Origin of the sequence: Pseudescherichia sp. (assembly GCF_031979925.1) — a bacterium.
Lineage (GTDB): Bacteria > Pseudomonadota > Gammaproteobacteria > Enterobacterales > Enterobacteriaceae > Pseudescherichia.
Genome location: NZ_DALZFB010000005.1, coordinates 159,210 through 185,539 on the forward strand (window position 1 = coordinate 159,210; position 26,330 = coordinate 185,539).

A 26,330-nucleotide genomic window follows, 5' to 3' on the forward strand; every position below is an offset into this window, starting at 1 on the left:
CTCACGCCTGTGGCTGAGGGCAGCGCGTTGCTTTCCACTTCGCAACTGCATCAATTCGCCGCTGGGTCAGCTCCTCGCGGATCTCAGCCCCCTTAAAGCCTGCTGCCACCACCTCTTTAGTCGATACCGCCTTCGCCACTTCCCACGCTTCGCGCAGCAGTCGCCCCTGCGGATAGTCGCTGGCCTCAAAGTGGGTGCGCCCGCGCACGTCGGCTTCGCTGGTCAGGGCGATCTGCTCCACGCGCTGGGGCTTGCGCCAGGCGTCAATGGAGTCGAACAGCTTGACGATGGTCTGCGGTTTAAGGATCGGGAAGGTGTGGATCAGGTCGTGAAATTCCGCCACCAGCTTGGCCAGATCGCGTAGCTCGTTAGGCACGCGCAGGCGTTCGCACAGGTTGCTGACCAGCTTGACGCCCGCCAGGCCGTGCCCGTGGTGGCGCGGCCACAGCGCCGGTGGCGTCAGGCCCTTGCCAAGATCGTGGCAGAGCGTGGCGAAGCGTACGTCGATATCCGGGCTGAGCATCGCCGCCATCGAGACCGTCATCAGCACGTGGATGCCGGTATCGATCTCCGGATGCCACTTTGCCGGGGCAGGGATGCCAAACAGAACATCAAGCTCCGGGAACAGCACCTTTAGCGCACCGCACTCGCGCAGCGTCATAAAGTAGACCTGCGGGTTGCGGCTGACGAGGGCGTTTTCTGTCTCTTTCCAGACGCGCTCCGGCGTCAGGTGCTCCAGCTCGCCGGCGGCGGTCATCTCGCGCATCAGCGCCATGGTTTCGTCGGCAATACGGAAGCTAAGATGAGCATAGCGGGCGGCAAAGCGCGCCACGCGCAGCACGCGGAGGGGATCTTCGCCAAAGGCCGGAGAGACATGGCGCAAGGTGCGGCTCTTGAGATCCGCCAGGCCATGGTAGGGGTCGATAATCTTACCGTCAGCGTCCTGAGCCAAAGCGTTAACGGTCAGGTCGCGGCGGAGCAGATCCTGCTCAAGGGTGACGTCAGGCGCGGCATAGCAGGAGAAGCCGGTATAGCCAAAGCCGGATTTCCGTTCGGTACGCGCCAGGGCGTACTCTTCCCGGCTCTTTGGGTGGAGAAACACCGGAAAATCGCGGCCAACCTGCTGGTAGCCTGCATCCAGCATCTCCTGTGGAGTCGCCCCCACTACCACCCAGTCTTTATCTTTAACCGGTAGCCCTAACAACGCATCCCGAACAGCACCACCGACCAGATAACTCTTCACTACGCCACTCTCCTGACATACTTTTAACTGATGATACGTTAAGTGTAGAGAAAATGGCTAATCCGGTTCAGCTCATCCAGCGGTCTTTACGCTTGCGGCTAGGGATGATGTGCGGCAGTATCAGGCCTAAGAACAGCCCCGCGCCGAGCACGCCGCCGCCATACATAAACCACTGCATGATGATGGTGCGCTGCTTATCATCCAGCTGCAGGTTCGCGGCGCTCACTTTCTTCTGCGCGACGATCAGCTGGTTTTTAAGCTGCTGGTTCTCTTCTTTCAGGCCGTTGATCACGCTGTCGCTCTGGGCAACCTTCTGCTGCATATCGGCAGTGCGCTGGTTCCAGGTATTGTCGATGTTGGTCAGCTTATCGGTCAGGGTCTTAACCTGGTTCTCCAGATCCGGCACGCGGGTACGCAGGCTCGGTTCGCTGCTCAGCTCCTTCAGCGGGATCCAGGCGGTACGACCGCTGCTGTCACGCACCTGACCGTAGTTTGAGTCCCCGTTGGTTTGCAGCAGCGCAACTTCTTCGCCTGCGTTAACCGTACCCACGAGGCGATAGTTATCACCCGGGCCGCTACGAACCCAGGTATTCAATTCATCCGAAACGTAACGCTTTTCTTCGGCATGGGCCACGGCAGAAACGCATACAAGTAAAAACAGTCCGGTCAGGCGTAATTTAGGCATCAGCAGTCATTTGTTGTCGTAAAAAAAGTGGAACGATAGTAGTGGCATCAGTCTGACGACGCAAAGTATTCGGTATCAATCAGAATCATCTGGGTCGCAAACGATCCGCACCGTGGAAATTTGGCGCAAAATACTATCTACTGACAAACATCGAGGGCGTAAGTTCGCCGAAAATTCCGCTGATGTGACATAACCATAAGTACAAGACCATGACTCAAGAGATCGAACTGAAATTTATCGTTGACCCATCCCGCGTGGATGCCCTGCGCACCCACCTGCATACCCTTACGGATGAGCACGTTGCGCCTGCGACGCTGCTTAACATCTACTACGAGACGCCGGAAGGCTGGCTGCGCGGCCACGATATGGGCCTGCGCATTCGCGGCGCGCAGGATCGCTATGAGATGACGATTAAAACCGCCGGACGTACCGTGGGCGGCCTGCATCAGCGTCCCGAGTACAACGTGGCCATCGACAAGCCGGAGCTGGATCTTGCCCGCTTCCCGGCGGAGGCGTGGCCGGAGGGCGGTCTGCCAGCGGATCTTGCCGAGCGCGTTAGTCCGCTGTTCAGCACTCACTTCGATCGTGAGAAGTGGCTGGTTAACGTCGGCGACAGCCGGATTGAGATTGCGCTGGATCTTGGGGAGGTGAAGGCCGATGAGCTGGCTGAACCGATTTGCGAACTCGAGCTGGAGCTGCTGAGCGGCGCGGCGGAGGACGTATTAAAGCTGGCGCGCCAGCTGGTGACCCAGACCGGCCTGCGCCAGGGCAGCCTGAGCAAGGCCGCCCGGGGCTACCATCTGGCGAAAGGCAACCCGCCGCGCCTGCTGCGGGCGACGGAGATCCTGACCGTTGCACCGAAGGCGAGCGTGGAGCAGGGGCTGGAGGCGGCGCTGGAGCTGGCTCTCTCCCAGTGGCAGTACCACGAAGAGCTGTGGGTACGCGGTGAGAAACACGCCCAAGCGGAGACGCTGGCCGCTATCGCGCTGGTACGCCACACCCTGATGCTGTTTGGCGGCATTGTGCCGCGCAAAGCGAGCGCTCGTTTACGCGATCTGCTGACCCAGTCCGAGGCGACCATTACCTCAGCGGTCTCGGCCGCCACGGCGGTGTATAGCCCGGAGATCGCCACGGCGAAGCTGGCCCTGACCGAGTGGCTGGTGACCCGTGCCTGGCGGACCTTCCTTGATGATAAAGCGCAGGCCAAAATCAACGACTCGTTTAAGCGCTTTGCTGACATCAACCTGTCGCGCCACGCCGCCGAGCTGAAACGTAACTTTGCCCAGCCGCTGATGGATAAGTACCAGGACCAGCTCCCGCGCCTGGCGCGCGACATCGACAGCATGCTGTTGCTGGCGGGCTACTACAACGGCATCCGCGCCCAGGCGTGGCTGGAGAACTGGCAGGGGTTGCAGCACGCCATTAAAACCCGCCAGCGCATTGAAATTGAACACTTCCGTAACGAAGCCATTGTGCAGGAGCCGTTCTGGCTGCACAGCGGAAAACGCTAACTCAGGCAAAGGAACCCCCTTATGATGCCGCTCTCTTCGCCGCTTCAGCAGCACTGGCAGACCCTTGTTGAACGTCTGCCGGACACACTCTCCGCCTCCACGCTTAGCGCAGAGGCGAAGTCAGTGCTTACTTTCAGTGATTTTGTGCAGGGCAGCGTCGCCGCACATCCCGAGTGGCTGACGGCGCTGGAGAGCGAGCCGCCGCAGGCGGATGAGTGGCAGTCTTATTCGGTATGGCTCCAGCAAGCGCTGGCTGATGTCAGTGATGAAGCCTCGCTGATGCGCGAGCTGCGCCTGTTCCGCCGTCGTATCATGGTGCGTATCGCCTGGGCACAGGCCCTGCGGCTAATGCCAGAGGAGAGCACCCTCCAGCAGCTTAGCGTCCTGGCGGAGACGCTGATTGTCAGCGCCCGCGACTGGCTCTACACCGCCTGTTGTCGGGAGTGGGGCACGCCGAGCAGCGCCGACGGCACGCCGCAGCCGCTGCTGATCCTTGGCATGGGCAAGCTGGGGGGCTTTGAGCTGAACTTCTCCTCGGATATCGATCTCATCTTCTCCTGGCCGGAGAACGGCGTAACCCGCGGCGGCCGTCGCGAGCTGGACAACGCCCAGTTCTTTACCCGCCTTGGTCAAAGGCTGATTAAGGTGCTGGACCAGCCCACTCAGGACGGCTTTGTCTATCGGGTGGATATGCGCCTGCGCCCCTTTGGCGATAGCGGCCCGCTGGTGCTGAGTTTTGCCGCACTGGAGGATTATTACCAGGAGCAGGGGCGCGACTGGGAGCGCTACGCGATGGTCAAGGCGCGCATCATGGGCGACAACGACGGCGTCTATGCCAGCGAGCTGCGGACCATGCTGCGGCCCTTTATTTTCCGCCGCTATATCGATTTCAGCGTCATCCAGTCGCTGCGTAACATGAAAAGTATGATCGCCCGTGAGGTGCGGCGGCGTGGCCTGAAAGACAACATCAAGCTGGGGGCGGGCGGCATCCGCGAAGTGGAGTTTATCGTTCAGGTCTTCCAGCTGATCCGCGGTGGACGTGAGCCGTCGCTTCAGCAGCGCTCGCTGCTGCCGACGCTGGCCGCTATCGAGCAACTCCATCTCCTGCCGGCGGGAGACGCCGATACGCTGCGGGCTGCCTACCTCTGGCTGCGGCGGCTGGAGAACCTGCTGCAAAGCATTAACGATGAGCAGACCCAGACCCTGCCGGGGGACGAGCTTAATCGTGCCCGTTTGGCCTGGGGAATGGGCGTCGCCGACTGGCAGGCGCTCAGCGAAACCCTGGAACGGCACATGGCCGCCGTGCGGCGCGTCTTTAATGAGCTGATTGGCGATGACGATACCGACACCCAGGACGAGCAGCTGTCGGAGCAGTGGCGCGAGCTGTGGCAGGACACGCTGGAAGATGATGACGCCACACCGGTGCTGGCCCATCTCTCCGATGGCGACCGTATCCGGGTGGTGGCGCTGATCGCCGATTTTCGCCGGGAGCTGACTCGCCGGACCATTGGCCCACGTGGCCGCCAGGTGCTCGACCACCTGATGCCGCACCTGCTTAGCGAGGTCTGTCCCCGTGCCGACGCGCCGGTGCCGCTGGCGCGCCTGATGCCGCTTCTGACCGGGATTGTCACCCGTACCACCTATCTTGAACTGCTGAGCGAGTTCCCCGGCGCGCTCAAGCATCTGATCTCTCTCTGCGCCGCCTCACCGATGGTGGCCAGCCAGCTGGCGCGCTATCCGCTGCTGCTGGATGAGCTGCTGGATCCCAATACGCTCTATCAACCCACGGCGATGGACGCCTACCGGGACGAGCTGCGCCAGTATCTGCTCCGCGTGCCGGAGGAAGACGAAGAGCAGCAGCTGGAGGCCCTGCGCCAGTTTAAGCAGGCCCAGCTACTGCGCGTAGCGGCGGCGGATATTGCCGGTACGCTGCCGGTAATGAAAGTAAGCGATCATTTAACCTGGCTGGCGGAGGCGATGATCGACGCGGTGGTCCAGCAGGCGTGGACCCAGATGGTGGCGCGCTTTGGGCAGCCAAAGCACCTGCGTGACCGGGAGGGGCGCGGCTTTGCGGTGGTGGGCTACGGCAAGCTTGGCGGCTGGGAGCTGGGTTACAGCTCCGATCTCGATCTGGTCTTCCTGCACGACTGCCCGGCGGACGTGATGACCGACGGCGAGCGGGAGATCGATGGCCGTCAATTCTATCTGCGCCTCGCCCAGCGCATTATGCACCTCTTCAGCACCCGTACCTCGTCGGGCATTCTCTATGAGGTCGATGCCCGCCTGCGGCCTTCCGGCGCAGCGGGGATGCTCGTTACCACCGCCGACGCCTTTGCTGACTATCAGCAGAATGAGGCGTGGACGTGGGAGCACCAGGCGCTGGTTCGCGCCCGGGTGGTATACGGCGATCCGCAGCTGAAATCCCGCTTCGACGAGATTCGCCGCGCCATTCTGATGACGCCCCGCGACGGCGAGAAGCTGCAAACCGAGGTGCGGGAGATGCGCGAGAAGATGCGCGCCCATCTCGGCAACAAGCATCGCGAGCGTTTCGACCTGAAGGCTGACGCGGGGGGCATTACTGACATTGAATTTATCGCCCAGTACCTGGTACTGGGCCATGCTCACCAGAAACCAAAGCTGACACGCTGGTCCGATAACGTGCGTATCCTTGAGCTACTGGCGCAGAACGACATTATGGATGAGCAGGAGGCGCAGGCGCTGACTCACGCCTACACCACGCTGCGCGATGCGTTGCACCATCTGGCGCTGCAGGAGCAGCCCGGTCACGTGCCGGAAACGGAGTTTGCTGGCGAGCGGGAGCAGGTCAGCGCCAGCTGGCAGAAGTGGCTGCTAAAACCATGCGCGCAAAATTAAGTATGATATTATCGCGCGCAAATTTTGCATTTCGAGGGGACAGGAATGAAAGTAACGCTGCCAGAGTTTGAACGTGCAGGGGTGATGGTCGTCGGTGACGTGATGTTAGATCGCTACTGGTATGGCCCGACCAGCCGTATCTCACCGGAAGCGCCTGTACCGGTAGTCAAGGTCGATGCGATTGAAGAGCGGCCTGGCGGCGCGGCGAACGTGGCGATGAACATTGCTTCTCTCGGCGCACACTCGCGCCTGGTTGGCCTGACCGGCATCGATGACGCAGCGCGTGCGCTGAGCAAAACGCTGGCCGACGTCAACGTCAAGTGCGACTTCGTCTCTGTTCCGACCCATCCTACTATTACCAAGCTGCGCGTGCTGTCGCGCAACCAGCAGTTGATCCGCCTCGACTTCGAAGAGGGTTTTGAGGGCGTGGATCCCGAGCCGCTGCACGAGCGCATTAACCAGGCGCTGGGCAATATCGGCGCGCTGGTGCTCTCCGACTATGGCAAAGGAGCGCTGGCCAGCGTGCAGCAGATGATCGCCCTGGCGCGCAAGGCCAACGTGCCGGTGCTTATCGATCCGAAAGGCAACGATTTCGAACGCTATCGTGGGGCGACGCTGCTGACGCCGAACCTCTCCGAGTTCGAAGCGGTGGCCGGGAAGTGTAAAAACGAAGCGGAGATTGTCGAGCGCGGCATGAAGCTGATTGCCAATTTCGAGCTTTCTGCGCTGCTGGTGACCCGCTCCGAGCAGGGGATGACCCTGCTGCAGCCGGGCAAAGCGCCGCTGCATATGCCGACCCAGGCGCAGGAGGTCTATGACGTGACCGGCGCAGGCGACACGGTCATTGGCGTGCTGGCGGCAACGCTGGCGGCGGGCAACTCGCTGGAAGAGGCCTGCTACTTTGCTAACGCTGCGGCAGGCGTAGTGGTCGGCAAGCTGGGGACCTCTACCGTTTCGCCTATCGAGCTGGAGAATGCCGTACGCGGTCGTTCAGAGACCGGCTTCGGCGTGATGAATGAAGAGGAGCTGAAGCAGGCGGTGGCGGCTGCACGCAAGCGCGGCGAGAAAGTGGTGATGACCAACGGCGTGTTCGATATCCTGCACGCGGGCCACGTCTCCTACCTGGCTAACGCCCGCAAGCTGGGCGATCGCCTGATCGTGGCGGTGAATAGCGATGCTTCAACCAGCCGCCTGAAAGGGCCAACCCGTCCGGTTAACCCGCTTGAGCAGCGCATGGTCGTGCTCGGCGCGCTGGAAGCCGTGGACTGGGTGGTGTCGTTCGAAGAGGATACGCCGCAGCGCCTGATCGCCGGGATCCTGCCGGATCTGCTGGTGAAGGGCGGCGACTACAAGCCGGAAGATATCGCGGGTAGCAAAGAGGTGTGGGCTAACGGCGGCGACGTGCAGGTGCTGAACTTTGAAGACGGCTGCTCCACCACCAACATCATCAAGAAGATCCAGAAAAAGTGATCCCGTAGGCCCGGTAAGCGTTAGCGCCACCGGGCAATATCGCCTAAAAGGTCAGTCAATATTCTCCACCGGCGGAATAGCCGGTGCGGGCTTCACTTCGCTCGGCAGATCCTGCGGCTGAGCAGTTTCAGCCGACGCGGTCGCCGGGCGGTTCTCCAGATCGCTGATGCGCTGCTCCAGCGCGGTCAGTTTCTCACGGGTGCGCAGCAGAACCTGCGTCTGGACATCAAACTCTTCACGGCTCACCAGGTCGAGTCGCGCCAGCTGGGACTGCAACGTCTGGCGGATCTTCTTCTCTACATCCTCACCAAAGTCACGAATGCCTTTCGGCATTGACTCATGCACCTGGCGGGCGATCTGTTCAATTTTTTTCGGGTCAATCATAGTCGTTTCCCTGAACTGGTAAGTATTAACATTAGTGTAGCGTGGAATAGTGTAACGTGGATTATGCCGCGTGAAAGCAGAATTGTTACGGTGAATGGATTGCCGGGGATAATCAATAGCGTTATAGTTAATCTGCTTATTCTCAGGGCGGGGCGAAATTCCCCACCGGCGGTAAATCAGCCCAGGCTGAAAGCCCGCGAGCGCTCCGTGCGATGCATCATGTCATGCATGGAGGTCAGCAGATCCGGTGTAATTCCGGGGCCGACGGTTAAAGTCCGGATGGGAGAGAGTAACGATCCAGCCGGGTTTACGCCTGCTCACGTTATTTTTTTGCCGCTTGCGGTACTCCTAAGACTGCCCTGATTCTGGTAACCATAATTTTAATGAGGTTTTTTATTACCATGAATCAGACGCTACTTTCCTCTTTTGGCACGCCATTCGAACGTGTGGAACACGCTTTAGACGCACTGCGCAACGGGCGCGGAGTAATGGTGCTTGACGATGAAGACCGTGAAAACGAAGGCGATATGATCTTTGCCGCAGAGACCATGACCGTTGAGCAGATGGCACTGACCATTCGCCACGGCAGCGGCATTGTCTGCCTCTGCCTGACCGAAGATCGCCGTAAACAGCTCGACCTGCCGATGATGGTAGAGAACAACACCAGCGCCTACGGCACCGGCTTTACCGTGACCATCGAAGCCGCTACCGGTGTTTCAACCGGCGTATCTGCCGCTGACCGCGTGACCACCATACGTGCTGCCATTGCCGACGATGCCAAGCCGTCCGATCTGAACCGTCCTGGCCACGTCTTCCCGCTGCGTGCGCAGCCGGGTGGGGTGCTGACCCGTGGCGGCCACACCGAAGCGACCATTGACCTCGTGACCCTGGCAGGCTTCAAGCCAGCGGGCGTACTCTGCGAACTGACCAACGATGACGGCTCCATGGCGCGCGCGCCGGAGTGCATCGAATTTGCTAAAGCCCATGAGATGGCCGTTGTGACCATTGAAGACCTGGTGGCCTACCGCCGCGAGCAGGAACGTAAAGCCAGCTAAGCGCTGACGCAATATAAAACAGAGCCGGGCATGCCCGGCTCTGTTATTTCTGACTAGCCTGCAAAGCCGATGCTTTGCAGCAGCACCAGGCTGAGTCCCATCACCGACATGCCGCACAGCACGCCGTAGCTGGGGTTGTTGTTGGGATCGATCTCTTTCGCCAGCGGCATCAGCTCATCCACCGACAGCGCCACCATGATCCCGGCCACTGCCGCCATGATCGCCGCCATCACTACCGGCGAGACCAGGCTACCGAGGATCAGCCACGCCAGCACGCCGCCAAGAATTTCCGCCAGCCCTGAGATCCCTGCCCACATCACCGCCTTACGCTTTGAGCCCGTGGCGGCATAGACCGGGGCAGCCACCGCCAGCCCCTCGGGAATGTTGTGCAGGGCCACCGCCAGAGCGATGCCCAGCCCCAGCTCAAGGTTGCTGCTGGCCGTCACGTAGGTAGCCACACCTTCAGGGAAGTTGTGCAGACTGATGCCAAGCGTCAGCAGGATCGCCGTGCGCTTGATATTACGCGGCAGCGTTTTGACGCTGGCACGCATAAGATCCTGGGCATGGGCGTGCGGCAGCAGGCGATCGAGGCCGTAGTAGCCCAGCAGGCCGACGATAAACATGCCGTAGCCAAGCACCGGGGACATCCCCTCGGTGCCCAGCGCGGCGGGGAGCATCTCCATCAGCGAGATCAGCAGCATGATCCCGGCGGCAAATCCCAGCGAAAAGGCCAGTACGCGGTTAGAAGGCTTCTGGCCAAGCACGCCGAGAATAGCGCCAATAAAGGTGGCCGCGCCGGCTAATAAGGTCAGAATCAACGGGACCGACATTAAGAACTCCTTTTGATAATGATTCTCATTAATATTATTGATTATTGCCCCGCAAAGCGAGAGGGTAAAACGCTATTTACGCATTTCTTACATTCAAATTATCTGATGATCTTCATCATGCTTATCTGAGTTCATCCCCCCCGAAAAAAGCGTACTCTGGTTTTATCAAAATGACACTTTTTCTGAGGATATCATCATGTCTGCGTCTCGTATGCCAGCGCTGTTTTTGGGCCACGGCAGCCCGATGAATGTGCTGGAGGATAATATCTATACCCGCGCCTGGGGCGAGCTGGGACAGACGCTGCCGCGCCCAAAGGCGATCGTGGTGATCTCTGCCCACTGGTTTACCCGCGGTACTGGCGTGACGGCGATGGAGACGCCAAAAACCATTCATGACTTTGGCGGCTTCCCGCAGGCGTTATATGACACGCACTATCTAGCTCCCGGCTCTCCCGAGCTGGCCCAGCGGCTGGTGGATCTGCTGGCTCCGATCCCGGTCGCGCTGGACAAGGAGGCGTGGGGCTTTGATCACGGCTCCTGGGGCGTGTTAATCAAGATGTATCCGGATGCCGACGTGCCGATGGTGCAGCTGAGCATAGATAGCACTAAGCCCGCCGCCTGGCACCTTGAGATGGGCCGCAAGCTGGCGACGCTACGCGATGAGGGCATTATGCTGGTGGCGAGCGGCAACGTGGTGCATAACCTGCGTACTGCGCGCTGGCACGGGGAGAGCACGCCCTATGCATGGGCGGAGTCGTTCAATGACTACGTGAAGGCTAACCTGACCTGGCAAGGGCCAGCGGAGCAGCATCCGCTGGTTAACTATCTGCAACACGAGGGCGGCTCGCTGTCGAATCCGACGCCGGAACACTTTCTGCCGCTGCTCTACGTGCTCGGCGCGTGGGATGGCGTAGAGCCGGTGACGATCCCGGTTGAAGGTATGGAGATGGGCAGCATCAGCATGCTGTCGGTGCAGGTGGGTTAATCGTATAGACAGGCCGGGCAAGCGTACGCGCCGCCCGGCATAACGGCTTATTCTACAAAGACGTGCGGATAGAAGCGGGAGAGATCCTGGGTGATCAACGCCCGATCCTCGCGGATGCCGATCCCGGCGGGTTGATCATTGATCAGCCAGCTGCCGATCAGCACATAGCTGTCGCCAAATTTTGGCAGTTGGTGGAACTGCTGGACAATCATGCCCTCTTCACCGTAGGGACCCTCTACCTGTTCGATAGTCTGGCCATTTTCCACGATAGAGACGTTAGCCCCCTCGCGAGAGAAGATCGGCTTAACGACGTACTTCTCCAGCGGCGGATGATCGTCTTCGGCAAAGTAGGCGGGCAGCAGGTTCGGGTGATCCGGGAACATCTCCCACAGCATCGGCAGCAGCGCTTTGTTAGAGATAATGCTCTTCCAGGCCGGCTCCAGCCAGCGCACGCCAGCGTCTTCCAGCTTGGTGGAGAAGATCTCACGCAGCATATGCTCCCACGGATAGAGTTTGAACAGGTTGCTGATCACCTGATCCTGCAGATCGGTAAACTGGCCCTTTTCGCCCAGACCAATGTCTTCGATATAGAGAAACTCAGTGGCAACGCCCGCCTCGGCGGCGCAGTCCTGCAGATACTGCACCGTACCGCGGTCTTCAACGGTGTCGCGGCAGCAGGCCAGATGCAGCAGGTTGAAGCCGTGCTGCTCGCGCAGCTCGCCGAAGCGCTCGATTAGCTTCTCCTGCAGGCTGTTAAACTGATCGCTCTCCGGCGGCAGCTTGCCCGCATTCTGCTGGTCTTCCAGCCAGATCCACTGGAAGAACGCGGCTTCGTACAATGAGGTTGGGGTATCGGCGTTGTTCTCCAGCAGCTTGGGTTCACTCACGCCATCCCATGCCAGATCGAGGCGCGAGTAGAGCGACGGCTGCTGCGTCTGCCACGCCTGGCGCACAAAGCTCCAGGTGTGTTTTGGAATGCGGAATTTGGTCATCAGCTCATCGCTGGCAACGACCTTCTCTACCACCTTCAGGCACATCTGGTGCAGCTCGGCGGTAACTTCTTCCAGTTTCTCAATCTGCTCAAGGCTGAACTTATAGTAGGCCTCTTCACACCAGTACGGCTCGCCGTACATGGTGTGAAAATTAAAGCCGTACTCGGTCGCCTTTTCGCGCCAGTCCGGGCGCTCGGCAATGGTGACTCTTTCCATGAGGCTTAGCCACCCATTGAGCGCGAAGAGGAGGTACCGACGGCGCTACGCTGCATGGTGGACTGTTTGGCAACCGACTCACCAAAGCCGCCGCGTGTCACCGTGGAGGTGGTAGCCGGTTTCGGCGCCAGCGCAGTTTTAGGAACGGTCGCAGTACGGCCCGGCTGGGCTGCGCCGTAGCCTTTACCGGAAGCATCAGTGTACTGGCCGTAGGCCGGGCTGGCCGGGTTACGCGAGCTAAACAGCGGCTGCTGGGCGAAGCCTGCCCCGCCGCCCATCAGGCGTCCCATCATGTAGCCCGCCATCAGCGGCATCCAGAAGCTGCCGCTGCTCTGCTGGGCCTGAGCCTGGTTTTCCGGCGCGACGCCCGCCTGGGCAGGTGCCTGCTGGCACTGGCCTTCACCAAACTCGGCAACGCAGTCTTCACGCGTGGCGTATTTCGGCGCGGTGCGTTCGGCCTCTTTCAGGGCGTTGTTGTACGCGGTAGTACATTCGGCGCTTTTGCCCGGATTGGCAGCCGAGCAGTCGTCGGCGTTTTGATACATCGATACCGTCTCATCGCTCTGCTCACAGCCCGCCAGCATAAACGCGGCGGTAAGGGCGAAGGCGACGGGAGTCAGGTGGCGAGCGCCCCAGCTTTTGCGGAACGTCGCATGATTAATCGTTTTTGTCCGTTTCATATGTCTCTTTTAATACCCAGAGTTAAAGCGAGGTAGCTACTGCTCAGAATAGAGGATGAGTGGTCGAAATTGAAGCGGAACAGGCCGGAATGCAGGCCTGGAGCAGGGATCTTTACGTTGTCTTACGTTGAAACGGGGGCAGACGCCCCCATCTCGTTTTCTCAGCTATTCTACGCTGCGGTTAGCGTGGCAGGGCTGCGTTAAGCAGGCCGTTGCCGTTACCGTTATTACCGTTGCTGTCCGGGGCGCTGTTCTGCACGCGGGCATCCTGCTCCGGGGTCGATGGGGCAACCGCTTCTGGCGTAGTGGAGATCGGTTTACCCAGCGCACCGTTCAGGGCCATCAGATCCTGCTCGTTCAGCGTACCGAGAGCAGATTTAATGTTCAGCTGGTTAATCAGGTAGTTGTAGCGCGCACTGGAGAGCTGCTGCTTGGCGTTGTAGAGCGTAGTGGTCGCATCCAGCACATCAACGATGGTACGAGTACCCACCGAGTAGCCCGCTTCGGTTGCGTCCAGCGAGCTTTGCGCCGATACCACAGACTGTTTGTAAGCGTTAATGCTGCTGATAGAGGCGTTCACGTTGTTATAGGATGAACGTACGGTCTGCACCACGCTGCGGTGCGCGGTTTCCAGCTGCTCGCTTGCACCAACGAAGTTGTACTGCGCCTGTTTCACCTGGGAGTTCACCAGGCCACCCTGATAGAGCGGCAGGGAGAAGCTCAGGCCGACCTTGTTCTGGCCGATGTTGCTGTCATCATAGGCCGCACCCTGGGCACCGCTGGTGCGGGAGCCGCTGTAGGAGGTGTCAGAGACGCTGGAAGAGGCGGTTAAATCCAGAGTCGGCAGATGGCCATCCTGCGCCAGGCGAATCTGCTCGCGGGCCAGATCCTGAGAGAGGCGTGCCTGTAACAGAGAGAGGTTACGGCTTTCGGCCTCTTTCAGCAGGGCGTTAACCGGCTGCGGCTTGTCGGTCTGGAAGCGGTCGACGTTCAGGGACGCCAGCTCTGGATAGTAGTTGCCGGTCACCTGGCGCAGCTTCTCAACAGCGTTGTCCAGGTCATTACGGGCGGTCACTTCGTCCGCCAGTACGGTGTCATACTGGGAGCGGGCGTTCTGCACGTCGGTAATGGCAACCAGGCCCACGTTGAAGCGCTGGGTCGTTTGATCCAGCTGGCGATAGATAGCCTGTTTCTGTGCTTCGGTATAAGAGAGCGCATCAATGGCGCTTAATACGTTAAAATAGGCGGTAGCGGTGTTGAGGATCAGCGTCTGCTGATCGGTCTGGAACGTGACGTCCTGAATGCCTGCCGATTTCTCTTGCAGGGTCAGGGCACGCCATTTCGACATATCAAACAGGGTCTGCGTCAGCTGTAAAGAGGCGCTGGTAGCATTGCTATTGAGACCATTCTGGTCGCGGAAACCGTTGGAGTAGCTGTAGTCTGCGCCCAAACCGAGCTGGGGCAGTAAGGGGCTGCGCGCTTCGTTGATTTTCTCAAATGCGGCATCGCGATCCGCGGCAGATCTGCGCAGTTCAGGGTTGCTTAAACGCGCTTGCTGATAAACCTGAAGCAGGTTCTCTGCCTGACTCATCGTACTGAAAGCGGCCAGGCTCAGGCCGATAAGCATGGGGAGCAATTTCTTCATTTGCATTCCTTGTTACGAAGCTTTGTTAGCGCTAATGAAATTAAAAAAATAAGGCCGATTCTAGCAGAAAGTGTCGCTGCAAAAGGTTGGCGTTAAGTGCCATCCGGCGTTAATTTGCACCAATCTACCATATAGCATGGGAAACGGCAGTCTTATAGACTGGAAATCCATAATTTCGTCATTATTTGCCAGCAGGATGAAACCATGAAGAAACCCGAGCCATCAGCAGTGACTTTCACTAAAAATGATGTAGAAATTATTGCACGCGAAACACTCTATAACGGTTTTTTTTCGCTGGAGCGCTGGCGCTTCCGTCATCGGCTTTTTAATGGTGAGATGAGCGGGGAAGTGACCCGGGAAATTTTTGAGCGCGGCCATGCCGCCGTCTTGCTACCCTATGACCCGGTGCGCGACGAGGTTGTGCTGATTGAGCAGATCCGTATTCCGGCGTATGACACCAGTGAAACGCCCTGGCTGCTGGAGCTGGTTGCTGGCATGATCGAAGAGGGCGAGAGCGTTGAAGACGTTGCTCGTCGCGAAGCCGTCGAAGAGGCCGGCCTACAGGTTGGCCAGGTAAAAGCGTTTATGAGCTATCTGGCCAGCCCCGGCGGCACCAGCGAGCGCTTATCGTTAATGGTTGGCGAAGTGGATGCCACGCAGGCCAAAGGTATACATGGCCTGGTGGACGAAAACGAAGATATTCGTGTTCATGTGGTGAGCCGGGAGCAGGCTTACCAGTGGGTTGAAGAGGGGAAAATAGACAACGCCGCGTCGGTCATCGCCCTGCAATGGCTGCAGCTGCACTACGAAAAGTTGAGAACTGAGTGGAAAAAATGAAGCGTTACACACCTGACTTTCCTGAAATGATGCGCCTGTGCGAGACCAATTTCGCCCAGCTACGCCGCCTGCTGCCACGCAATGACGCACCCGGCGAAACAGTGAGCTATCAGGTGGCCAATGCGCAATACCGATTAACGATTACAGAATCAACCCGCTACACTACGCTGGTGGAAATTGTGCAGACTGCACCGGCGATCAGCTACTGGAGCATGCCGTCGTTAACGGTACGCCTCTATCACGATGCTATGGTCGCTGAAGTGTGTTCAAGCCAGCAGATCTTTCGCTTCAAAGCGCGGTATGATTACCCGAATAAAAAGTTGCACCAACGCGACGAAAAGCATCAAATTAATCAGTTTCTGGCCGACTGGCTTAGGTACTGTTTAGCACATGGAGCAATGGCGATTCCGGTTTGTTAGCATCGTGAAACCTACCTAAGGACACCATTTGGAAAGCCTGTTAAACCTGAATCTGGCGGGTGAGTCCAGTATCAGGATCTTACAAATAACCGATACTCACCTGTTTGCCGAAAAGCATGAAACGCTGTTAGGGGTCAATACCTGGGAGAGTTATCAGGCGGTACTGGAAGCCATCCGGGCCGAACGGCGTCACTGCGATTTGATCGTCGCCACCGGCGATCTGGCACAGGATCACACCGCTGCGGCCTATCAGCACTTCGCTGAGGGTATCGCCAGCTTTGATGTGCCCTGCGTCTGGCTGCCCGGCAACCATGACTTTCAGCCCGCCATGTACAGCGCATTGCAGGAGGCCGGTATTTCGGGTGCCAAGCGGGTCTTCGCCGGTGACAGCTGGCAGATACTGCTGCTCGACAGCCAGGTCTTTGGCGTACCGCACGGTGAACTGAGTGAGTTTCAGCTGGAGTGGCTGGAGAAAAAGCTGGCGGAGTCGCCGGAGCGCTACACGCTGCTGCTGCTGCATCACCACCCGCTGCCGGCGGGGTGCAGCTGGCTGGATCAGCACAGCCTGCGTAATTCGCAGGAGCTGGACAACGTGCTGGTGCGCTACCCACGGGTTAAGCACCTGCTGTGCGGCCATATTCATCAGGAGCAGGATCTCGACTGGAACGGCCGCCGCCTGCTGGCGACGCCCTCAACCTGCGTCCAGTTTAAGCCGCACTGCGCTAATTTTACCCTGGATACTATCGCCCCAGGCTGGCGCTGGCTGGAGCTGAACGCCGACGGCACGCTGCATACCGAAGTCAGCCGCCTGCAGAGCAGCCGCTTCAGCCCTGATACGGCATCAGAAGGCTACTGATGGCGACGCTTCTCTATCTACACGGGTTTAACAGCTCGCCGCGTTCGGCAAAGGCCGTGGCGCTACAGCAGTGGCTGGCAGAACATCATCCACACATAGAGATGATCGTGCCGCAGCTGCCGCCCTATCCAGCGGATGCCGCTGAACTGCTGGAGTCGCTGGTGCTGGGGCACGGCGGTGAGCCGCTTGGGCTGGTTGGCTCTTCGCTTGGCGGCTACTATGCCACCTGGCTCTCCCAGTGCTTTATGCTGCCCGCGGTGGTGGTGAATCCGGCGGTGCGTCCGTTTGAGCTGCTGGCCGATTATCTTGGCCGCAACGAGAACCCCTACACCGGACAGCAATATGTGCTAGAGTCACGCCATATTTACGATCTCAAAACCATGCAGATCGATCCGCTGGAGGCGGCAGATTTAATCTGGCTGCTTCAGCAAACGGGTGATGAAGTGCTGGATTACCGCCAGGCCGTTGCCTACTACGCCTCGTGCCGCCAGACGGTTGAAGAGGGCGGAAACCATGCCTTTGTGGGCTTTGACGATCACTTTTCACAGATTATCGATTTCCTCGGGCTGCACTGAGCCTCGCAGGGGACGATGCTGTCACTATCTACGAATACACCATGACGCAATCCTATAACGCTGATGCCATTGAGGTATTAACCGGGCTTGAGCCGGTCCGCCGCCGCCCGGGGATGTATACCGACACTACTCGTCCTAACCATCTTGGTCAGGAAGTTATCGATAACAGCGTGGACGAAGCGCTGGCCGGACACGCCAAACGCGTGGAGGTGATCCTCCATGCCGATCAGTCGCTGGAAGTCATCGACGACGGGCGCGGTATGCCGGTGGATATCCACCCGGAAGAGGGTGTTCCGGCAGTTGAGCTGATCCTCTGCCGCCTGCACGCGGGCGGTAAGTTCTCGAACAAAAACTACCAGTTCTCCGGTGGCCTGCACGGGGTGGGGATCTCGGTGGTTAACGCCCTGTCAAAACGCGTTGAAGTCAACGTCAAGCGCGACGGCAAGGTCTATAACATCGCCTTTGCCAACGGCGACAAAGTAAAAGATCTCTCCGTGGTCGGCAGCACGCCGAAGCGCACCACCGGAACCAGCGTTCACTTCTGGCCGGACGAAAGCTTTTTCGACAGCCCGCGCTTCTCCGTATCGCGCCTGACCCACGTGCTGAAGGCCAAAGCGGTGCTCTGCCCTGGGGTGGAGATTATCTTCAAGGATAAGGTCAACGACAGCGAGCAGCGCTGGTGCTACGCCGACGGTCTCAACGACTACCTTGCCGAAGCGGTTAACGGTTTGCCGACCCTGCCGGAGAAGCCCTTTATCGGCGCGTTTGCCGGTGATACTGAGGCGGTAGACTGGGCGCTACTGTGGTTACCGGAGGGCGGGGAGCTGCTCACCGAGAGCTATGTAAACCTGATCCCCACCATGCAGGGCGGAACGCACGTCAACGGCCTGCGCCAAGGGCTGCTGGATGCGATGCGCGAGTTTTGCGAATACCGCAACATTCTGCCGCGCGGCGTTAAGCTGTCGGCGGAGGATATCTGGGACCGCTGCGCCTACGTGCTGTCGGTGAAGATGCAGGATCCACAGTTTGCCGGACAGACCAAAGAGCGCCTGTCTTCGCGCCAGTGCGCCGCATTCGTTTCCGGCGTGGTGAAAGACGCCTTCAGCCTGTGGCTGAACCAGAACGTACAGGCGGCGGAGATGCTGGCCGAGATGGCGATCTCCAGCGCCCAGCGTCGTCTGCGGGCGGCGAAGAAGGTGGTGCGTAAAAAGCTCACCAGCGGCCCGGCGTTGCCCGGCAAGCTGGCAGACTGTACCGCGCAGGATCTCAACCGCACCGAGCTGTTCCTGGTAGAGGGTGACTCGGCGGGCGGCTCGGCCAAGCAGGCCCGCGACCGTGAGTTCCAGGCGATCATGCCGCTGAAGGGTAAGATCCTCAACACCTGGGAGGTCTCCTCTGACGAAGTGCTGGCCTCGCAGGAGGTGCATGACATTTCGGTGGCCATCGGCATCGATCCGGACAGTGAAGATCTGACTCAGCTGCGCTACGGCAAGATCTGCATCCTCGCCGATGCGGACTCCGACGGCCTGCACATCGCCACGCTGCTCTGCGCGCTGTTTGTGAAACACTTCCGCACGCTGGTGAAGCACGGTCACGTCTACGTGGCTCTGCCGCCGCTCTACCGTATCGATCTGGGCAAAGAGGTCTACTACGCCCTGACCGAAGAGGAGAAAGCGGGCGTGCTGGAGCAGCTGAAGCGTAAGAAGGGCAAGCCTAACGTCCAGCGCTTTAAAGGGCTGGGGGAGATGAACCCGATGCAGCTTCGCGAGACCACGCTCGATCCGAACACCCGCCGCCTGGTGCAGCTCACCATTAGCGACGATGACGATCAGCGCACCAACGCCATCATGGATATGCTGTTGGCCAAGAAGCGCTCGGAAGACCGCCGCAACTGGCTACAGGAAAAAGGCGATATGGCCGATATCGAAGCCTGATAAACCAGCCCCGCGGATGCGGGGCTTTTTTTACCCCCTCCGCTACCCCTTTAGGTGACTCACCTTCCCCTTTTAACAGGTATATGATCTGCAAAATAAGTTTCTCCAAAAACCCTTACCACGAGGATGAAACATGCAGCGCATTGTCATACCCACCCACTACGTTCACGTCCGCTCGACGCCCCTGTGGACCAAAGAGACTGCCCCGGCTTCTATCTGGCAACGGCACCTGGATGCGGGCACACGTCAGGGGGTTAACCCACGCCTCTGCGTGATGCAGGGAACGATCCGCTACTACGGGTACGCCGATGAGACCAGCCCGGAGCCAGTGGAGACCCTGACCATTGAGGCAGGGCAGTTTGGCGTCTTTCCGGCAGAGAAGTGGCACCGCATCGAAGCCCTGTCTGACGATACGGTATTTAACGTCGATTTTTGGGTCGATCCACAAGTGCTCATTGAAGGTTGAGGTAACTATTATGACCATGGAAAACAGAGGCTACTCTTTAGCGGTTACACACGGCAGCAGCAGCGCAACGGCAGAGAAAGTTTATTTGAAACCGATGTCGCTCTACGTCCCGGCTATCGCCCACGCGGCGGTGGCGGAGCTTATCAACACGCTGGCGGATAAAAGTGAAAGCGAGAAAGGTTTTACGTTGACGGTAACGAACAACAACAACGGCGTATCAGCCGATAAAGACTTTTCCCGCCTTGCTGAATTAGAAGACGCCACCACGGCGGCGGACACGGTGAAGGATCTGATTAATATCGTGCGCGGCTATGAATCAGACGAAGAGACCAACGTCTGCGGCTGGTAAATACCTTACCCCGCCGAGTGGTTCTTCCGGTACTGAAGCGGTGTCTCGCCGATGCCTCGCTTAAAAGAGCTGATAAACCAGGTTACGTCGGAAAAGCCTACCCGCGCGGCGATCTCGCGTACGCTCTCGTCGCTGTGCAGCAGGCACTCGCAGGCCTTGCGCAGCCGCAGGGTGTTCAGGTAGTCGTGGATCTTCTCGCCCGTTTCGGCATGAAATTTCCGCGACACGTAGCTGCGCGATTTCCCCAGCTCGTTGGCGAGGGCGTCGAGGCTAAACTTATGCTGGTAGTGCTCATCCAGCCAGAACATCGCCTGGCTGGCAATGCTGCGGCTGTCGCCGGGCGCGCCGTCGCGATCGGCAGGCAGCATGGCAAAGAGGCTGATGAGCAGGCTGGCGATGCTTTCGCTGTTCATCGGCTGCGGGTAGCAGCTAAACAGATAGTCGATATGGCTATGGCAGGCGGCAACGTCCGCCACCCACGCCGGGCCACCGCGCCGGGAGAGTTTGTATAATCGCTGCTGGGCCTGCGGAAAATCGCGCAGCGCCTTCAGCACCGCATGGTGATCGAGATGGATAATGGTGCGCCGGTAGATCGCCTCGGCCTGCTCATCCACCATCACCTTGTGCAGGGTAAAGGGCGGAAAGAAAAAGAGCCGCCCCGGACGCATGGTGTAGTGGCGATTATCAACAATAGCTACCCCGAAACCCTCCTCAACGTAGAGGATCTCCAGACACTGGTGCCAGTGATGATAGCGCACGGTATTGGCAAACAGGCGGCTGAACGACACCACGGTGTCGTTTAAGGTAATCAGCTCCAGATAGTCAGATTTTGGCTCATCGCGCATAGTGCAATAAAACTCAACTTTTACCCCTCTGCACGCCTTTATAAACCACCTTTTTAAATTTTCTCAACTGCGAGTTTAATGATCTTTCCCGGCTGTGACGTGGCTAACATTTCTGCGCGCCAGCGATTCACTATCCTTGAGCCACTTTGTTAAGAGGCTGATTCGGAAATGGAAACATCAAATATATTGTCATCCCGGCAGGACGTTGTTGATCTGGTCACGGAGATGCTGGGCGCGCTGGATAAGCAGTTTCCTGAGGGGCAGTCACGCTTCGCGCTAGGCAACACCTGCGCCCACTACAGCGTTGAGATTGCCAACATGGAGGGGCTGTCGCGAGCGCTGTGGGGCCTGTTTCCGCTGCTGGCCGCCGGGGAGGAGACGCCGCTCAGCGCGAAATACATTGCCGCAATCAAGCAGGGGACCGATCCGCACAGTGCAGGCTACTGGGGCGAAACCGGGCCTTACGATCAGCGGCTGGTGGAGATGGCGGCCTATGGCCTCGGTCTGGCGCTGATGCAGGACCGACTGCTGGCCTGGTTTACCCCGCGCGAGCAGGAGAACCTCCGCGCCTGGCTAAACCAAATCACCGATGCTGAAATGCCCGACAGCAACTGGAACTACTTCGCCATTATGGTGCAGCTCGGCTTTAAACGCGCCGGGCTGCCCTGGGATCGGCAGGCGGTAGAGCGGCGCTTTGCGATGATGGAGGCCTACTACCTCGGCAATGGCTGGTACTCCGACGGGCCGGGACGGCCAAAGGATTACTACATCTCGATGGCGTTTCACTTCTACGGCCTCATCTACGCCACGCTGAACGCCGAAGACGATCCCCGACGCGCTGCCACCCTGCGGGAGAGGGCGCAGCTGTTCGCCCAGGACTTTATCTACATGTCGGCGGCGGGGGGAGAGTCGGTGCCCTTTGGCCGCAGCCTGACCTACCGCTTTGCGATGGTGGCTTTCTGGAGCGCGGTAGCCTTTAGCGGGCTAGAGGTGTTCACGCCGGGCATAGTGAAGGGGATCGTTCTCCGCCACCTGCGCTGGTGGCTGGCTCAGCCTATCTTCGACCGGGACGGCATTCTGACCCTCGGCTTTGCCTATCCGAACCTCGCCATGTGCGAAGACTACAACTCTCCCGGCTCGCCCTACTGGGCACTGAAGGTGTTCCTGATCCTCGCTCTGCCTGAAACGCATCCGTTCTGGCAGGCAGAGGAGGAGAACTTGCCAGCGCTGGCGGCACGGCGGGCGCTCCCGCATGCTGGGCAGATCCTGATGCACAGCGAAGCCTCACGGCACGTCTGCATGCTCGCCTCTGGTCAACTTGAGCTGAACAACTACGTCAATACCGAGGCGAAATACACCAGGTTTGCCTACTCCAGCCGCTTCGGCTTCACCATCGAGCGGGGGCGTTACGGCATCAAGCACGCCGCCTGTGACAGCATGCTGCTGCTGGCAGAAGGGGATGAGTACTATCGGGGCCGCCGCGGCTGTGAGGAGACCGTCGTCAGCGAAGCGTACATCTTCTCGCGCTGGTCACCCTGGCACGACGTGCAGGTTGCCACCTGGCTGATCCCCTGCGGCGACGGCCATCTGCGGCTGCACTGTATCGACACTGTGCGTCATCTGAACAGCGTGGAGGGTGGCTTCGCAGTGATGAAAGCCGCGCATCAGACGCTGGCCTCCGGCTGTGTGGTTCACGCCGCCAACGGTAGTAGCGCTATCTACGATCTCTCGTTCGGCCTTGAGCGTCACGGCGACAGCGTCATTACTCCGCCCAACAGCAGCGTGATGTTTGCCGAGTGTGCGGCGATCCCGGTATTAACTGCCACCCTAACGCCGGGGCGTCACTGGCTCTGCTGTGCCGCTATCGCGGGCGATCCAGAGCAGAGCGATTTGTCTTCCGTTGCGGAGGTGCGCTTAGAGAGCGGGGCGCTGACGGTACGCCATCCCGCGATGAAAACCGATTTAGTCATCACGTTATAAATAAAAAAACCTCTCTTACCCTTACATACCTTCGTCGAGGATAGTATGGAAAAAATAATTAAAAACAGCCGGACTGAATATTACAAAATCAGCTCCTTTATCTTTCTCTACTTCTTTACCTGGTCGGCCAGTATTGGTCTGCTGGCCATCTGGCTCGGGCAAAAGGCTAACCTAAGCGGCACGGTGATCGGTACGGTATTTGCCGTCAACGGTATCTTCTCGGTGATCCTGAAACCGATCTACGGCTACATCTTAGATAAGATCGGCATGAGCAAATATCTGCTCTATTTCGTGGTCGCCGTGTCAGCCCTGATGGCCCCATTCTTTATCTACGTCTACCAGCCGCTGCTGCTCTCCAATACGCTGCTGGGGATCGTCGTTGGTGCAATCTATTTAAGCTTCGCCTGGTATGCAGGCGTCGCGGCCTGCGAATCCTATACCGATCGCTACAGCCGCCTGAACGGCATGGAGTTCGGCCAGATCCGCATGTGGGGATCGCTGGGCTGGGCGGTAGCTTCCTCCTTCTCCGGCCTGCTGTTTAACCTCTCTCCGGCCTACAACTTCATTATGGGCAGCGTCGCCTCTATCGTGATGCTGGTGGTGCTGGTTAGCCTGAAGGTCGATACGCGAACCGAGCGTGCGGGCGAGGTGCTGGCGAAGGAGAAGATTGTTCCTGCCGATGTCTACGCCCTGCTGAAAAACCGCAAGTTTTGGGCCTTCTGCCTCTACGTAGCGGGCGTGGCGTGGATGATGTTTATCGCCGAGCAGCAGTTCTCCCGCTACTTCGTTACCTTCTTTGACGATGTGCACCAGGGCAACGCCGTATTCGGCTATCTGGGCACCGTGCAGTCGGGGATGGAGTTTGTCATGTACATGATCATCCCGATGTTTGTGAACTACGTCGGGGCCAAGCGTGGGCTGCTGATCGTCGGGCTGGTGGTTGGCGCGCGGCTGATTATCTCCGGGCTATGTGATTCCCACCTCTTGATCTCCGTACTCAAGCCACTCTATGGCCTGGAGATCTGTCTCCTGCTGGTGTCGGTCTTTAAATATATCGCCGAGCATTTCGATAAGCGCGTGAACGCCACCATGTACCTGCTGGGCTACCAGGCGATGCTCTACGTCGGCAACGTGGTGGTCTCATCCCCGGCGGGGATCCTCTACGACAAAATTGGCTTTGAGCAGACCTATATCATTATGGGCGCGACGGCCCTGATCTTTACCCTTATCTCTGCCTTTACCCTGTCGGCCTGTCAGAGCAAGCGGCGCGGCGCGCCTGCGGTCAACGTCGCCGGGTAGATTATTCATTCATTAAGAAGAAGGACCGGAATATGTTAAATCGTATCGTTGAGGAGCGTCTGGGAGAGGTTCCCGCGCCGGTGGATGAGCGCGCCTTTCAGGATGAGCTGGTTACCGCCCGTCGTCAGACCCTTGAGCTGATAAGCCGTCATTTAACGGAGTTCGGTGAAAAGTTTCCAGCCGAAACCTGCGTCAAAGGCTACTACCCGTTAACCGATAACGTGGAGTGGACCACCAGCTTCTGGACCGGGCAGCTGTGGCTGGCGTGGGAGCTGAGTGGTGAAGCATCGTATCGTGCGTTGGCGGAGAAGCACGTGCGCTCCTTCGGGCTGCGCACTGCCGGACGCCAGGATACTAATACCCACGATCTCGGTTTCCTCTATACGCTCTCCTGTGTGGCAGCCTGGCGCTTGACCGGCAACCGCGACGCGCGCGGCTTTGCGATCCAGGCCGCCGAGGCGCTGCTGGAACGCTTCCATCAGAGGGCGCAGATTATTCAGGCGTGGGGCGATCTTACCGATCCGCAGCAGGCGGGAAGGATGATCATCGACTGTAACATGAACCTGCCGCTGCTCTACTGGGCCAGCGAGCAGACCGGCGATCCGCGCTTTGCCGAGGCAGCTAAGGCCCACGTTCAGCAGGCGGCGGAGTATCTGATCCGCGACGATGCATCGACCTTCCACACCTACTACATGGATGTGCAAACCGGTGCGCCGCGCTACGGCAATACCCAACAGGGCTACGCTGATGATTCATGCTGGTCGCGGGGGCAGGCGTGGGGGATCTACGGCTTCCTGCTGAGCTACCTCTACACCGGCGATAAAACGATGGTGGCGCTGTCAAAAAGGCTGGCGAACTACTTCCTCAACCGCCTGCCGGAGGATGGCGTCTGCCACTGGGATCTGGCCCTGGTGGGCAGCGATGCGCTGCGGGACTCCTCATCCGCTGCCATTGCCGTCTGCGGCCTGCTGGAGCTGGTGAAGCAGCTGCCGGTAAGCGATCCCGATCGCGCTCGCTATCAGCAGTGGGCGATGCACATTATGTCGTCGCTGAATAAGCACTATCTGATGGGGGTGAACGAACCCGGTAACGGGCTGCTGAAGCACTCGGTGTACCATCTCGCCAGTAACAAGGGGGTGGATGAGTGTGCCAGCTGGGGGGATTACTTCTACGTCGAGGCGCTGATGCGGTTTAGTGAGAGCTGGAAGCTGTACTGGTAATAATTATAAGCCCGGTAAGCAACGCGCCACCGGGCAACACAGCTAAACCCCTTGCTCCAGAATTCGGATATGGGTCTCTAACACGTCGCTTTTTACCGCCTCGCCCCACGCTTTCATGTGCGGGGTTTGCAGGTGTGCTTCAAGATGGGCCACGCTCTCCCACTGCTCCACCATCACGATAGAGTCCGGGTTGGTGGCCTGAAAGCTCACGTTGGCGGCGGTATCTACCATCGGCGCATAGCCGTGGCAGCCCGCTTCCTCTAACACGGTTGGGATAATTTTCGCAAACTCGTCCAGTACGGCCTGGCGATGATGCTGGCCCGGACGGGTGCGGATCTCTGCAATCACTGTCAACATGGTCAACTCCTTCTTTGTACCGTCTGACAGTTAAGCAAAAATTTCCGCAAGATGCTTGCGATATTCTGCGGTATAGCGAGGCACGTCCGGCATTTTAATCACGTCGTTAGCGATAAAGGTCGGCAGCGCGTCCATTCCGAGGAACTGGTTCGCCTTGTGGAACGGCAGGTAAACGCCGTCAACGCCCACGCCGTGGAAGAACTGCTCTTTGTCGGTGAACGCGTCCAGCGGGGCGTTCCAGGTCAGCGACAGCATGTAGGTTTTGCCCTGAATCAGACCGCCGGAGCCATATTTTTTCGCATCGTCAGAGCGTGTACGGCCATCGCTGGCGTACAGGGAGCCATGACCTTCAGTAAAGACGTCATCAATGTACTTTTTCACCGTCCACGGCGCGCCCATCCACCAGCCCGGCATCTGCCAGATCACGGTGTCGGCCCACAGGAAGTTCTGCACTTCCTCTTTCACGTCGTAGTCGCCATCGGTGCGGACGACTTTTACATCGTGCCCGCTATCGTGCAGGAAGCTGGCGGCAACGTCGGTCATGGTGTCATTCAGCTGGCCGTTAGAGTGACCAAATTTTTTAGCGCCGTTGATAATTAAGATGTTGCTCATTATTTGTCCCG

At 58.9% G+C, this 26,330-nt stretch carries 25 protein-coding genes and 1 riboswitch; of the genes, 15 read left to right on the top strand and 10 right to left on the bottom strand.

Translation table 11 applies throughout. The features are described 5' to 3' along the window. Position 1 precedes the first annotated feature (1 nt). A complete protein-coding gene (locus tag RTM13_RS11040; RefSeq protein WP_312212068.1) occupies positions 2-1,243 on the bottom strand; it encodes a multifunctional CCA addition/repair protein in 1,242 nt (413 codons plus the stop codon). 67 nt (positions 1,244-1,310) lie between these two features. Next, positions 1,311-1,928, bottom strand: coding sequence for a TIGR04211 family SH3 domain-containing protein (locus RTM13_RS11045; protein ID WP_312212069.1), 618 nt, complete (start codon positions 1,926-1,928; stop codon positions 1,311-1,313). Between the two features lie 209 nt (positions 1,929-2,137). On the opposite strand from RTM13_RS11045, the gene RTM13_RS11050 reads away from it, so the two are divergent. From RTM13_RS11050 to hldE, 3 genes are read left to right on the top strand one after another with little or no spacing between them, the layout of a single operon-like run. Then, positions 2,138-3,439 carry an inorganic triphosphatase gene (locus tag RTM13_RS11050; RefSeq protein ID WP_312212070.1) on the top strand — a complete coding sequence of 434 codons (1,302 nt, stop codon included), beginning with the start codon at positions 2,138-2,140 and terminating at the stop codon, positions 3,437-3,439. Between the two features lie 24 nt (positions 3,440-3,463). Next, positions 3,464-6,313: a bifunctional [glutamate--ammonia ligase]-adenylyl-L-tyrosine phosphorylase/[glutamate--ammonia-ligase] adenylyltransferase gene (gene glnE / locus RTM13_RS11055; RefSeq protein ID WP_312212218.1), complete on the top strand. Its 2,850-nt coding sequence runs from the start codon at positions 3,464-3,466 to the stop codon at positions 6,311-6,313. A gap of 45 nt (positions 6,314-6,358) precedes the next feature. After that, entirely contained in the window at positions 6,359-7,783 is a 1,425-nt protein-coding gene (hldE, locus tag RTM13_RS11060) for a bifunctional D-glycero-beta-D-manno-heptose-7-phosphate kinase/D-glycero-beta-D-manno-heptose 1-phosphate adenylyltransferase HldE (protein WP_312212071.1), read from the top strand. 51 nt (positions 7,784-7,834) lie between these two features. Here the strand turns inward: hldE and ubiK are convergent, their stop codons facing one another. After that, complete coding sequence (ubiK, locus tag RTM13_RS11065) at positions 7,835-8,167, bottom strand: ubiquinone biosynthesis accessory factor UbiK (protein ID WP_312212072.1); 333 nt, start codon at positions 8,165-8,167, stop codon at positions 7,835-7,837. A 134-nt stretch (positions 8,168-8,301) separates the two neighbouring features. Next, positions 8,302-8,462, top strand: a riboswitch (FMN riboswitch). Between the two features lie 106 nt (positions 8,463-8,568). Here ubiK and ribB point away from each other — a divergent pair. Further along, positions 8,569-9,222, top strand: coding sequence for a 3,4-dihydroxy-2-butanone-4-phosphate synthase (ribB, locus tag RTM13_RS11070; RefSeq protein WP_312212073.1), 654 nt, complete (start codon positions 8,569-8,571; stop codon positions 9,220-9,222). 53 nt (positions 9,223-9,275) lie between these two features. Here ribB and zupT read toward each other — a convergent pair whose 3' ends face one another. Continuing rightward, positions 9,276-10,052, bottom strand: a complete 777-nt coding sequence (gene zupT, locus RTM13_RS11075) for a zinc transporter ZupT (protein WP_312212074.1) — start codon at positions 10,050-10,052, stop codon at positions 9,276-9,278. A gap of 196 nt (positions 10,053-10,248) precedes the next feature. Between zupT and ygiD the strand changes: the two genes are divergently transcribed. Then, a complete protein-coding gene (ygiD, locus tag RTM13_RS11080) occupies positions 10,249-11,037 on the top strand; it encodes a 4,5-DOPA dioxygenase extradiol (RefSeq protein WP_312212075.1) in 789 nt (262 codons plus the stop codon). A gap of 47 nt (positions 11,038-11,084) precedes the next feature. Here ygiD and RTM13_RS11085 read toward each other — a convergent pair whose 3' ends face one another. From RTM13_RS11085 to tolC, 3 genes are all read right to left on the bottom strand, one after another. Further along, on the bottom strand, positions 11,085-12,245 hold the full coding sequence (locus tag RTM13_RS11085; protein WP_312212076.1) for a glutathionylspermidine synthase family protein: 1,161 nt from the start codon (positions 12,243-12,245) through the stop codon (positions 11,085-11,087). Positions 12,246-12,250: 5 nt separating this feature from the next. Next, a complete protein-coding gene (locus tag RTM13_RS11090; protein WP_312212077.1) occupies positions 12,251-12,925 on the bottom strand; it encodes a DUF1190 family protein in 675 nt (224 codons plus the stop codon). A 181-nt stretch (positions 12,926-13,106) separates the two neighbouring features. Next, positions 13,107-14,570 carry an outer membrane channel protein TolC gene (gene tolC / locus RTM13_RS11095; RefSeq protein ID WP_312212078.1) on the bottom strand — a complete coding sequence of 488 codons (1,464 nt, stop codon included), beginning with the start codon at positions 14,568-14,570 and terminating at the stop codon, positions 13,107-13,109. A 204-nt stretch (positions 14,571-14,774) separates the two neighbouring features. On the opposite strand from tolC, the gene nudF reads away from it, so the two are divergent. The 7 genes from nudF to RTM13_RS11130 all read left to right on the top strand — a co-directional run bounded on the left by nudF (position 14,775) and on the right by RTM13_RS11130 (position 20,006). Further along, complete coding sequence (nudF, locus tag RTM13_RS11100; RefSeq protein ID WP_312212079.1) at positions 14,775-15,407, top strand: ADP-ribose diphosphatase; 633 nt, start codon at positions 14,775-14,777, stop codon at positions 15,405-15,407. Next, entirely contained in the window at positions 15,404-15,826 is a 423-nt protein-coding gene (locus RTM13_RS11105) for a DUF1249 family protein (protein WP_312212219.1), read from the top strand. The genes nudF and RTM13_RS11105 overlap by 4 nt, the downstream gene beginning before the upstream one ends. 28 nt (positions 15,827-15,854) lie before the next feature. Next, a complete protein-coding gene (gene cpdA / locus RTM13_RS11110; RefSeq protein ID WP_312212080.1) occupies positions 15,855-16,682 on the top strand; it encodes a 3',5'-cyclic-AMP phosphodiesterase in 828 nt (275 codons plus the stop codon). Continuing rightward, positions 16,682-17,257, top strand: coding sequence for an esterase YqiA (gene yqiA, locus RTM13_RS11115; RefSeq protein WP_312212081.1), 576 nt, complete (start codon positions 16,682-16,684; stop codon positions 17,255-17,257). Before cpdA ends, yqiA begins: the two co-directional genes overlap by 1 nt. Positions 17,258-17,298: 41 nt before the next feature. Further along, positions 17,299-19,191, top strand: coding sequence for a DNA topoisomerase IV subunit B (gene parE / locus RTM13_RS11120; RefSeq protein WP_312212082.1), 1,893 nt, complete (start codon positions 17,299-17,301; stop codon positions 19,189-19,191). 133 nt (positions 19,192-19,324) lie between these two features. Next, on the top strand, positions 19,325-19,657 hold the full coding sequence (locus RTM13_RS11125; protein ID WP_312212083.1) for a DUF1971 domain-containing protein: 333 nt from the start codon (positions 19,325-19,327) through the stop codon (positions 19,655-19,657). Positions 19,658-19,667: 10 nt separating this feature from the next. Continuing rightward, a complete protein-coding gene (locus RTM13_RS11130) occupies positions 19,668-20,006 on the top strand; it encodes a DUF1869 domain-containing protein (protein WP_312212084.1) in 339 nt (112 codons plus the stop codon). 5 nt (positions 20,007-20,011) lie between these two features. Here RTM13_RS11130 and RTM13_RS11135 read toward each other — a convergent pair whose 3' ends face one another. After that, complete coding sequence (locus RTM13_RS11135) at positions 20,012-20,851, bottom strand: helix-turn-helix domain-containing protein (RefSeq protein ID WP_312212085.1); 840 nt, start codon at positions 20,849-20,851, stop codon at positions 20,012-20,014. Between the two features lie 168 nt (positions 20,852-21,019). Between RTM13_RS11135 and RTM13_RS11140 the strand changes: the two genes are divergently transcribed. The 3 genes from RTM13_RS11140 to RTM13_RS11150 are packed head-to-tail and all read left to right on the top strand — an operon-like array spanning position 21,020 to position 25,350. After that, positions 21,020-22,831, top strand: a complete 1,812-nt coding sequence (locus RTM13_RS11140) for a DUF2264 domain-containing protein (protein ID WP_312212086.1) — start codon at positions 21,020-21,022, stop codon at positions 22,829-22,831. Positions 22,832-22,876: 45 nt separating this feature from the next. Beyond that, positions 22,877-24,130, top strand: a complete 1,254-nt coding sequence (locus RTM13_RS11145; RefSeq protein ID WP_312212087.1) for an oligosaccharide MFS transporter — start codon at positions 22,877-22,879, stop codon at positions 24,128-24,130. A gap of 32 nt (positions 24,131-24,162) precedes the next feature. After that, positions 24,163-25,350, top strand: coding sequence for a glycoside hydrolase family 88 protein (locus tag RTM13_RS11150; RefSeq protein ID WP_312212088.1), 1,188 nt, complete (start codon positions 24,163-24,165; stop codon positions 25,348-25,350). A gap of 42 nt (positions 25,351-25,392) precedes the next feature. On the opposite strand, the gene RTM13_RS11155 is transcribed toward RTM13_RS11150, so the two are convergent. Both RTM13_RS11155 and RTM13_RS11160 read right to left on the bottom strand, forming a co-directional pair. Further along, positions 25,393-25,707: a putative quinol monooxygenase gene (locus tag RTM13_RS11155; protein ID WP_312212089.1), complete on the bottom strand. Its 315-nt coding sequence runs from the start codon at positions 25,705-25,707 to the stop codon at positions 25,393-25,395. A 30-nt stretch (positions 25,708-25,737) separates the two neighbouring features. Beyond that, positions 25,738-26,319 carry an NAD(P)H-dependent oxidoreductase gene (locus RTM13_RS11160; RefSeq protein ID WP_312212090.1) on the bottom strand — a complete coding sequence of 194 codons (582 nt, stop codon included), beginning with the start codon at positions 26,317-26,319 and terminating at the stop codon, positions 25,738-25,740. Positions 26,320-26,330: the final 11 nt, after the last annotated feature.

What these genes read in the sequence shown, in the direction of transcription:
- RTM13_RS11125 (WP_312212083.1), top strand. Translation starts at nt 19,325, where the DNA reads ATGCAGCGCATTGTCATACCCACCCACTACGTTCACGTCCGCTCGACG.
- RTM13_RS11145 (WP_312212087.1), top strand. Translation starts at nt 22,877, where the DNA reads ATGGAAAAAATAATTAAAAACAGCCGGACTGAATATTACAAAATCAGC.
- parE (WP_312212082.1), top strand. Translation starts at nt 17,299, where the DNA reads ATGACGCAATCCTATAACGCTGATGCCATTGAGGTATTAACCGGGCTT.
- nudF (WP_312212079.1), top strand. Translation starts at nt 14,775, where the DNA reads ATGAAGAAACCCGAGCCATCAGCAGTGACTTTCACTAAAAATGATGTA.
- RTM13_RS11050 (WP_312212070.1), top strand. Translation starts at nt 2,138, where the DNA reads ATGACTCAAGAGATCGAACTGAAATTTATCGTTGACCCATCCCGCGTG.
- RTM13_RS11045 (WP_312212069.1), bottom strand. Translation starts at nt 1,928, where the DNA reads ATGCCTAAATTACGCCTGACCGGACTGTTTTTACTTGTATGCGTTTCT.
- tolC (WP_312212078.1), bottom strand. Translation starts at nt 14,570, where the DNA reads ATGAAGAAATTGCTCCCCATGCTTATCGGCCTGAGCCTGGCCGCTTTC.
- RTM13_RS11150 (WP_312212088.1), top strand. Translation starts at nt 24,163, where the DNA reads ATGTTAAATCGTATCGTTGAGGAGCGTCTGGGAGAGGTTCCCGCGCCG.
- ygiD (WP_312212075.1), top strand. Translation starts at nt 10,249, where the DNA reads ATGTCTGCGTCTCGTATGCCAGCGCTGTTTTTGGGCCACGGCAGCCCG.
- RTM13_RS11090 (WP_312212077.1), bottom strand. Translation starts at nt 12,925, where the DNA reads ATGAAACGGACAAAAACGATTAATCATGCGACGTTCCGCAAAAGCTGG.
- RTM13_RS11085 (WP_312212076.1), bottom strand. Translation starts at nt 12,245, where the DNA reads ATGGAAAGAGTCACCATTGCCGAGCGCCCGGACTGGCGCGAAAAGGCG.
- hldE (WP_312212071.1), top strand. Translation starts at nt 6,359, where the DNA reads ATGAAAGTAACGCTGCCAGAGTTTGAACGTGCAGGGGTGATGGTCGTC.
- RTM13_RS11155 (WP_312212089.1), bottom strand. Translation starts at nt 25,707, where the DNA reads ATGTTGACAGTGATTGCAGAGATCCGCACCCGTCCGGGCCAGCATCAT.
- glnE (WP_312212218.1), top strand. Translation starts at nt 3,464, where the DNA reads ATGCCGCTCTCTTCGCCGCTTCAGCAGCACTGGCAGACCCTTGTTGAA.
- zupT (WP_312212074.1), bottom strand. Translation starts at nt 10,052, where the DNA reads ATGTCGGTCCCGTTGATTCTGACCTTATTAGCCGGCGCGGCCACCTTT.
- RTM13_RS11130 (WP_312212084.1), top strand. Translation starts at nt 19,668, where the DNA reads ATGACCATGGAAAACAGAGGCTACTCTTTAGCGGTTACACACGGCAGC.
- RTM13_RS11135 (WP_312212085.1), bottom strand. Translation starts at nt 20,851, where the DNA reads ATGCGCGATGAGCCAAAATCTGACTATCTGGAGCTGATTACCTTAAAC.
- RTM13_RS11140 (WP_312212086.1), top strand. Translation starts at nt 21,020, where the DNA reads ATGGAAACATCAAATATATTGTCATCCCGGCAGGACGTTGTTGATCTG.
- ubiK (WP_312212072.1), bottom strand. Translation starts at nt 8,167, where the DNA reads ATGATTGACCCGAAAAAAATTGAACAGATCGCCCGCCAGGTGCATGAG.
- RTM13_RS11160 (WP_312212090.1), bottom strand. Translation starts at nt 26,319, where the DNA reads ATGAGCAACATCTTAATTATCAACGGCGCTAAAAAATTTGGTCACTCT.
- ribB (WP_312212073.1), top strand. Translation starts at nt 8,569, where the DNA reads ATGAATCAGACGCTACTTTCCTCTTTTGGCACGCCATTCGAACGTGTG.
- RTM13_RS11105 (WP_312212219.1), top strand. Translation starts at nt 15,404, where the DNA reads ATGAAGCGTTACACACCTGACTTTCCTGAAATGATGCGCCTGTGCGAG.
- yqiA (WP_312212081.1), top strand. Translation starts at nt 16,682, where the DNA reads ATGGCGACGCTTCTCTATCTACACGGGTTTAACAGCTCGCCGCGTTCG.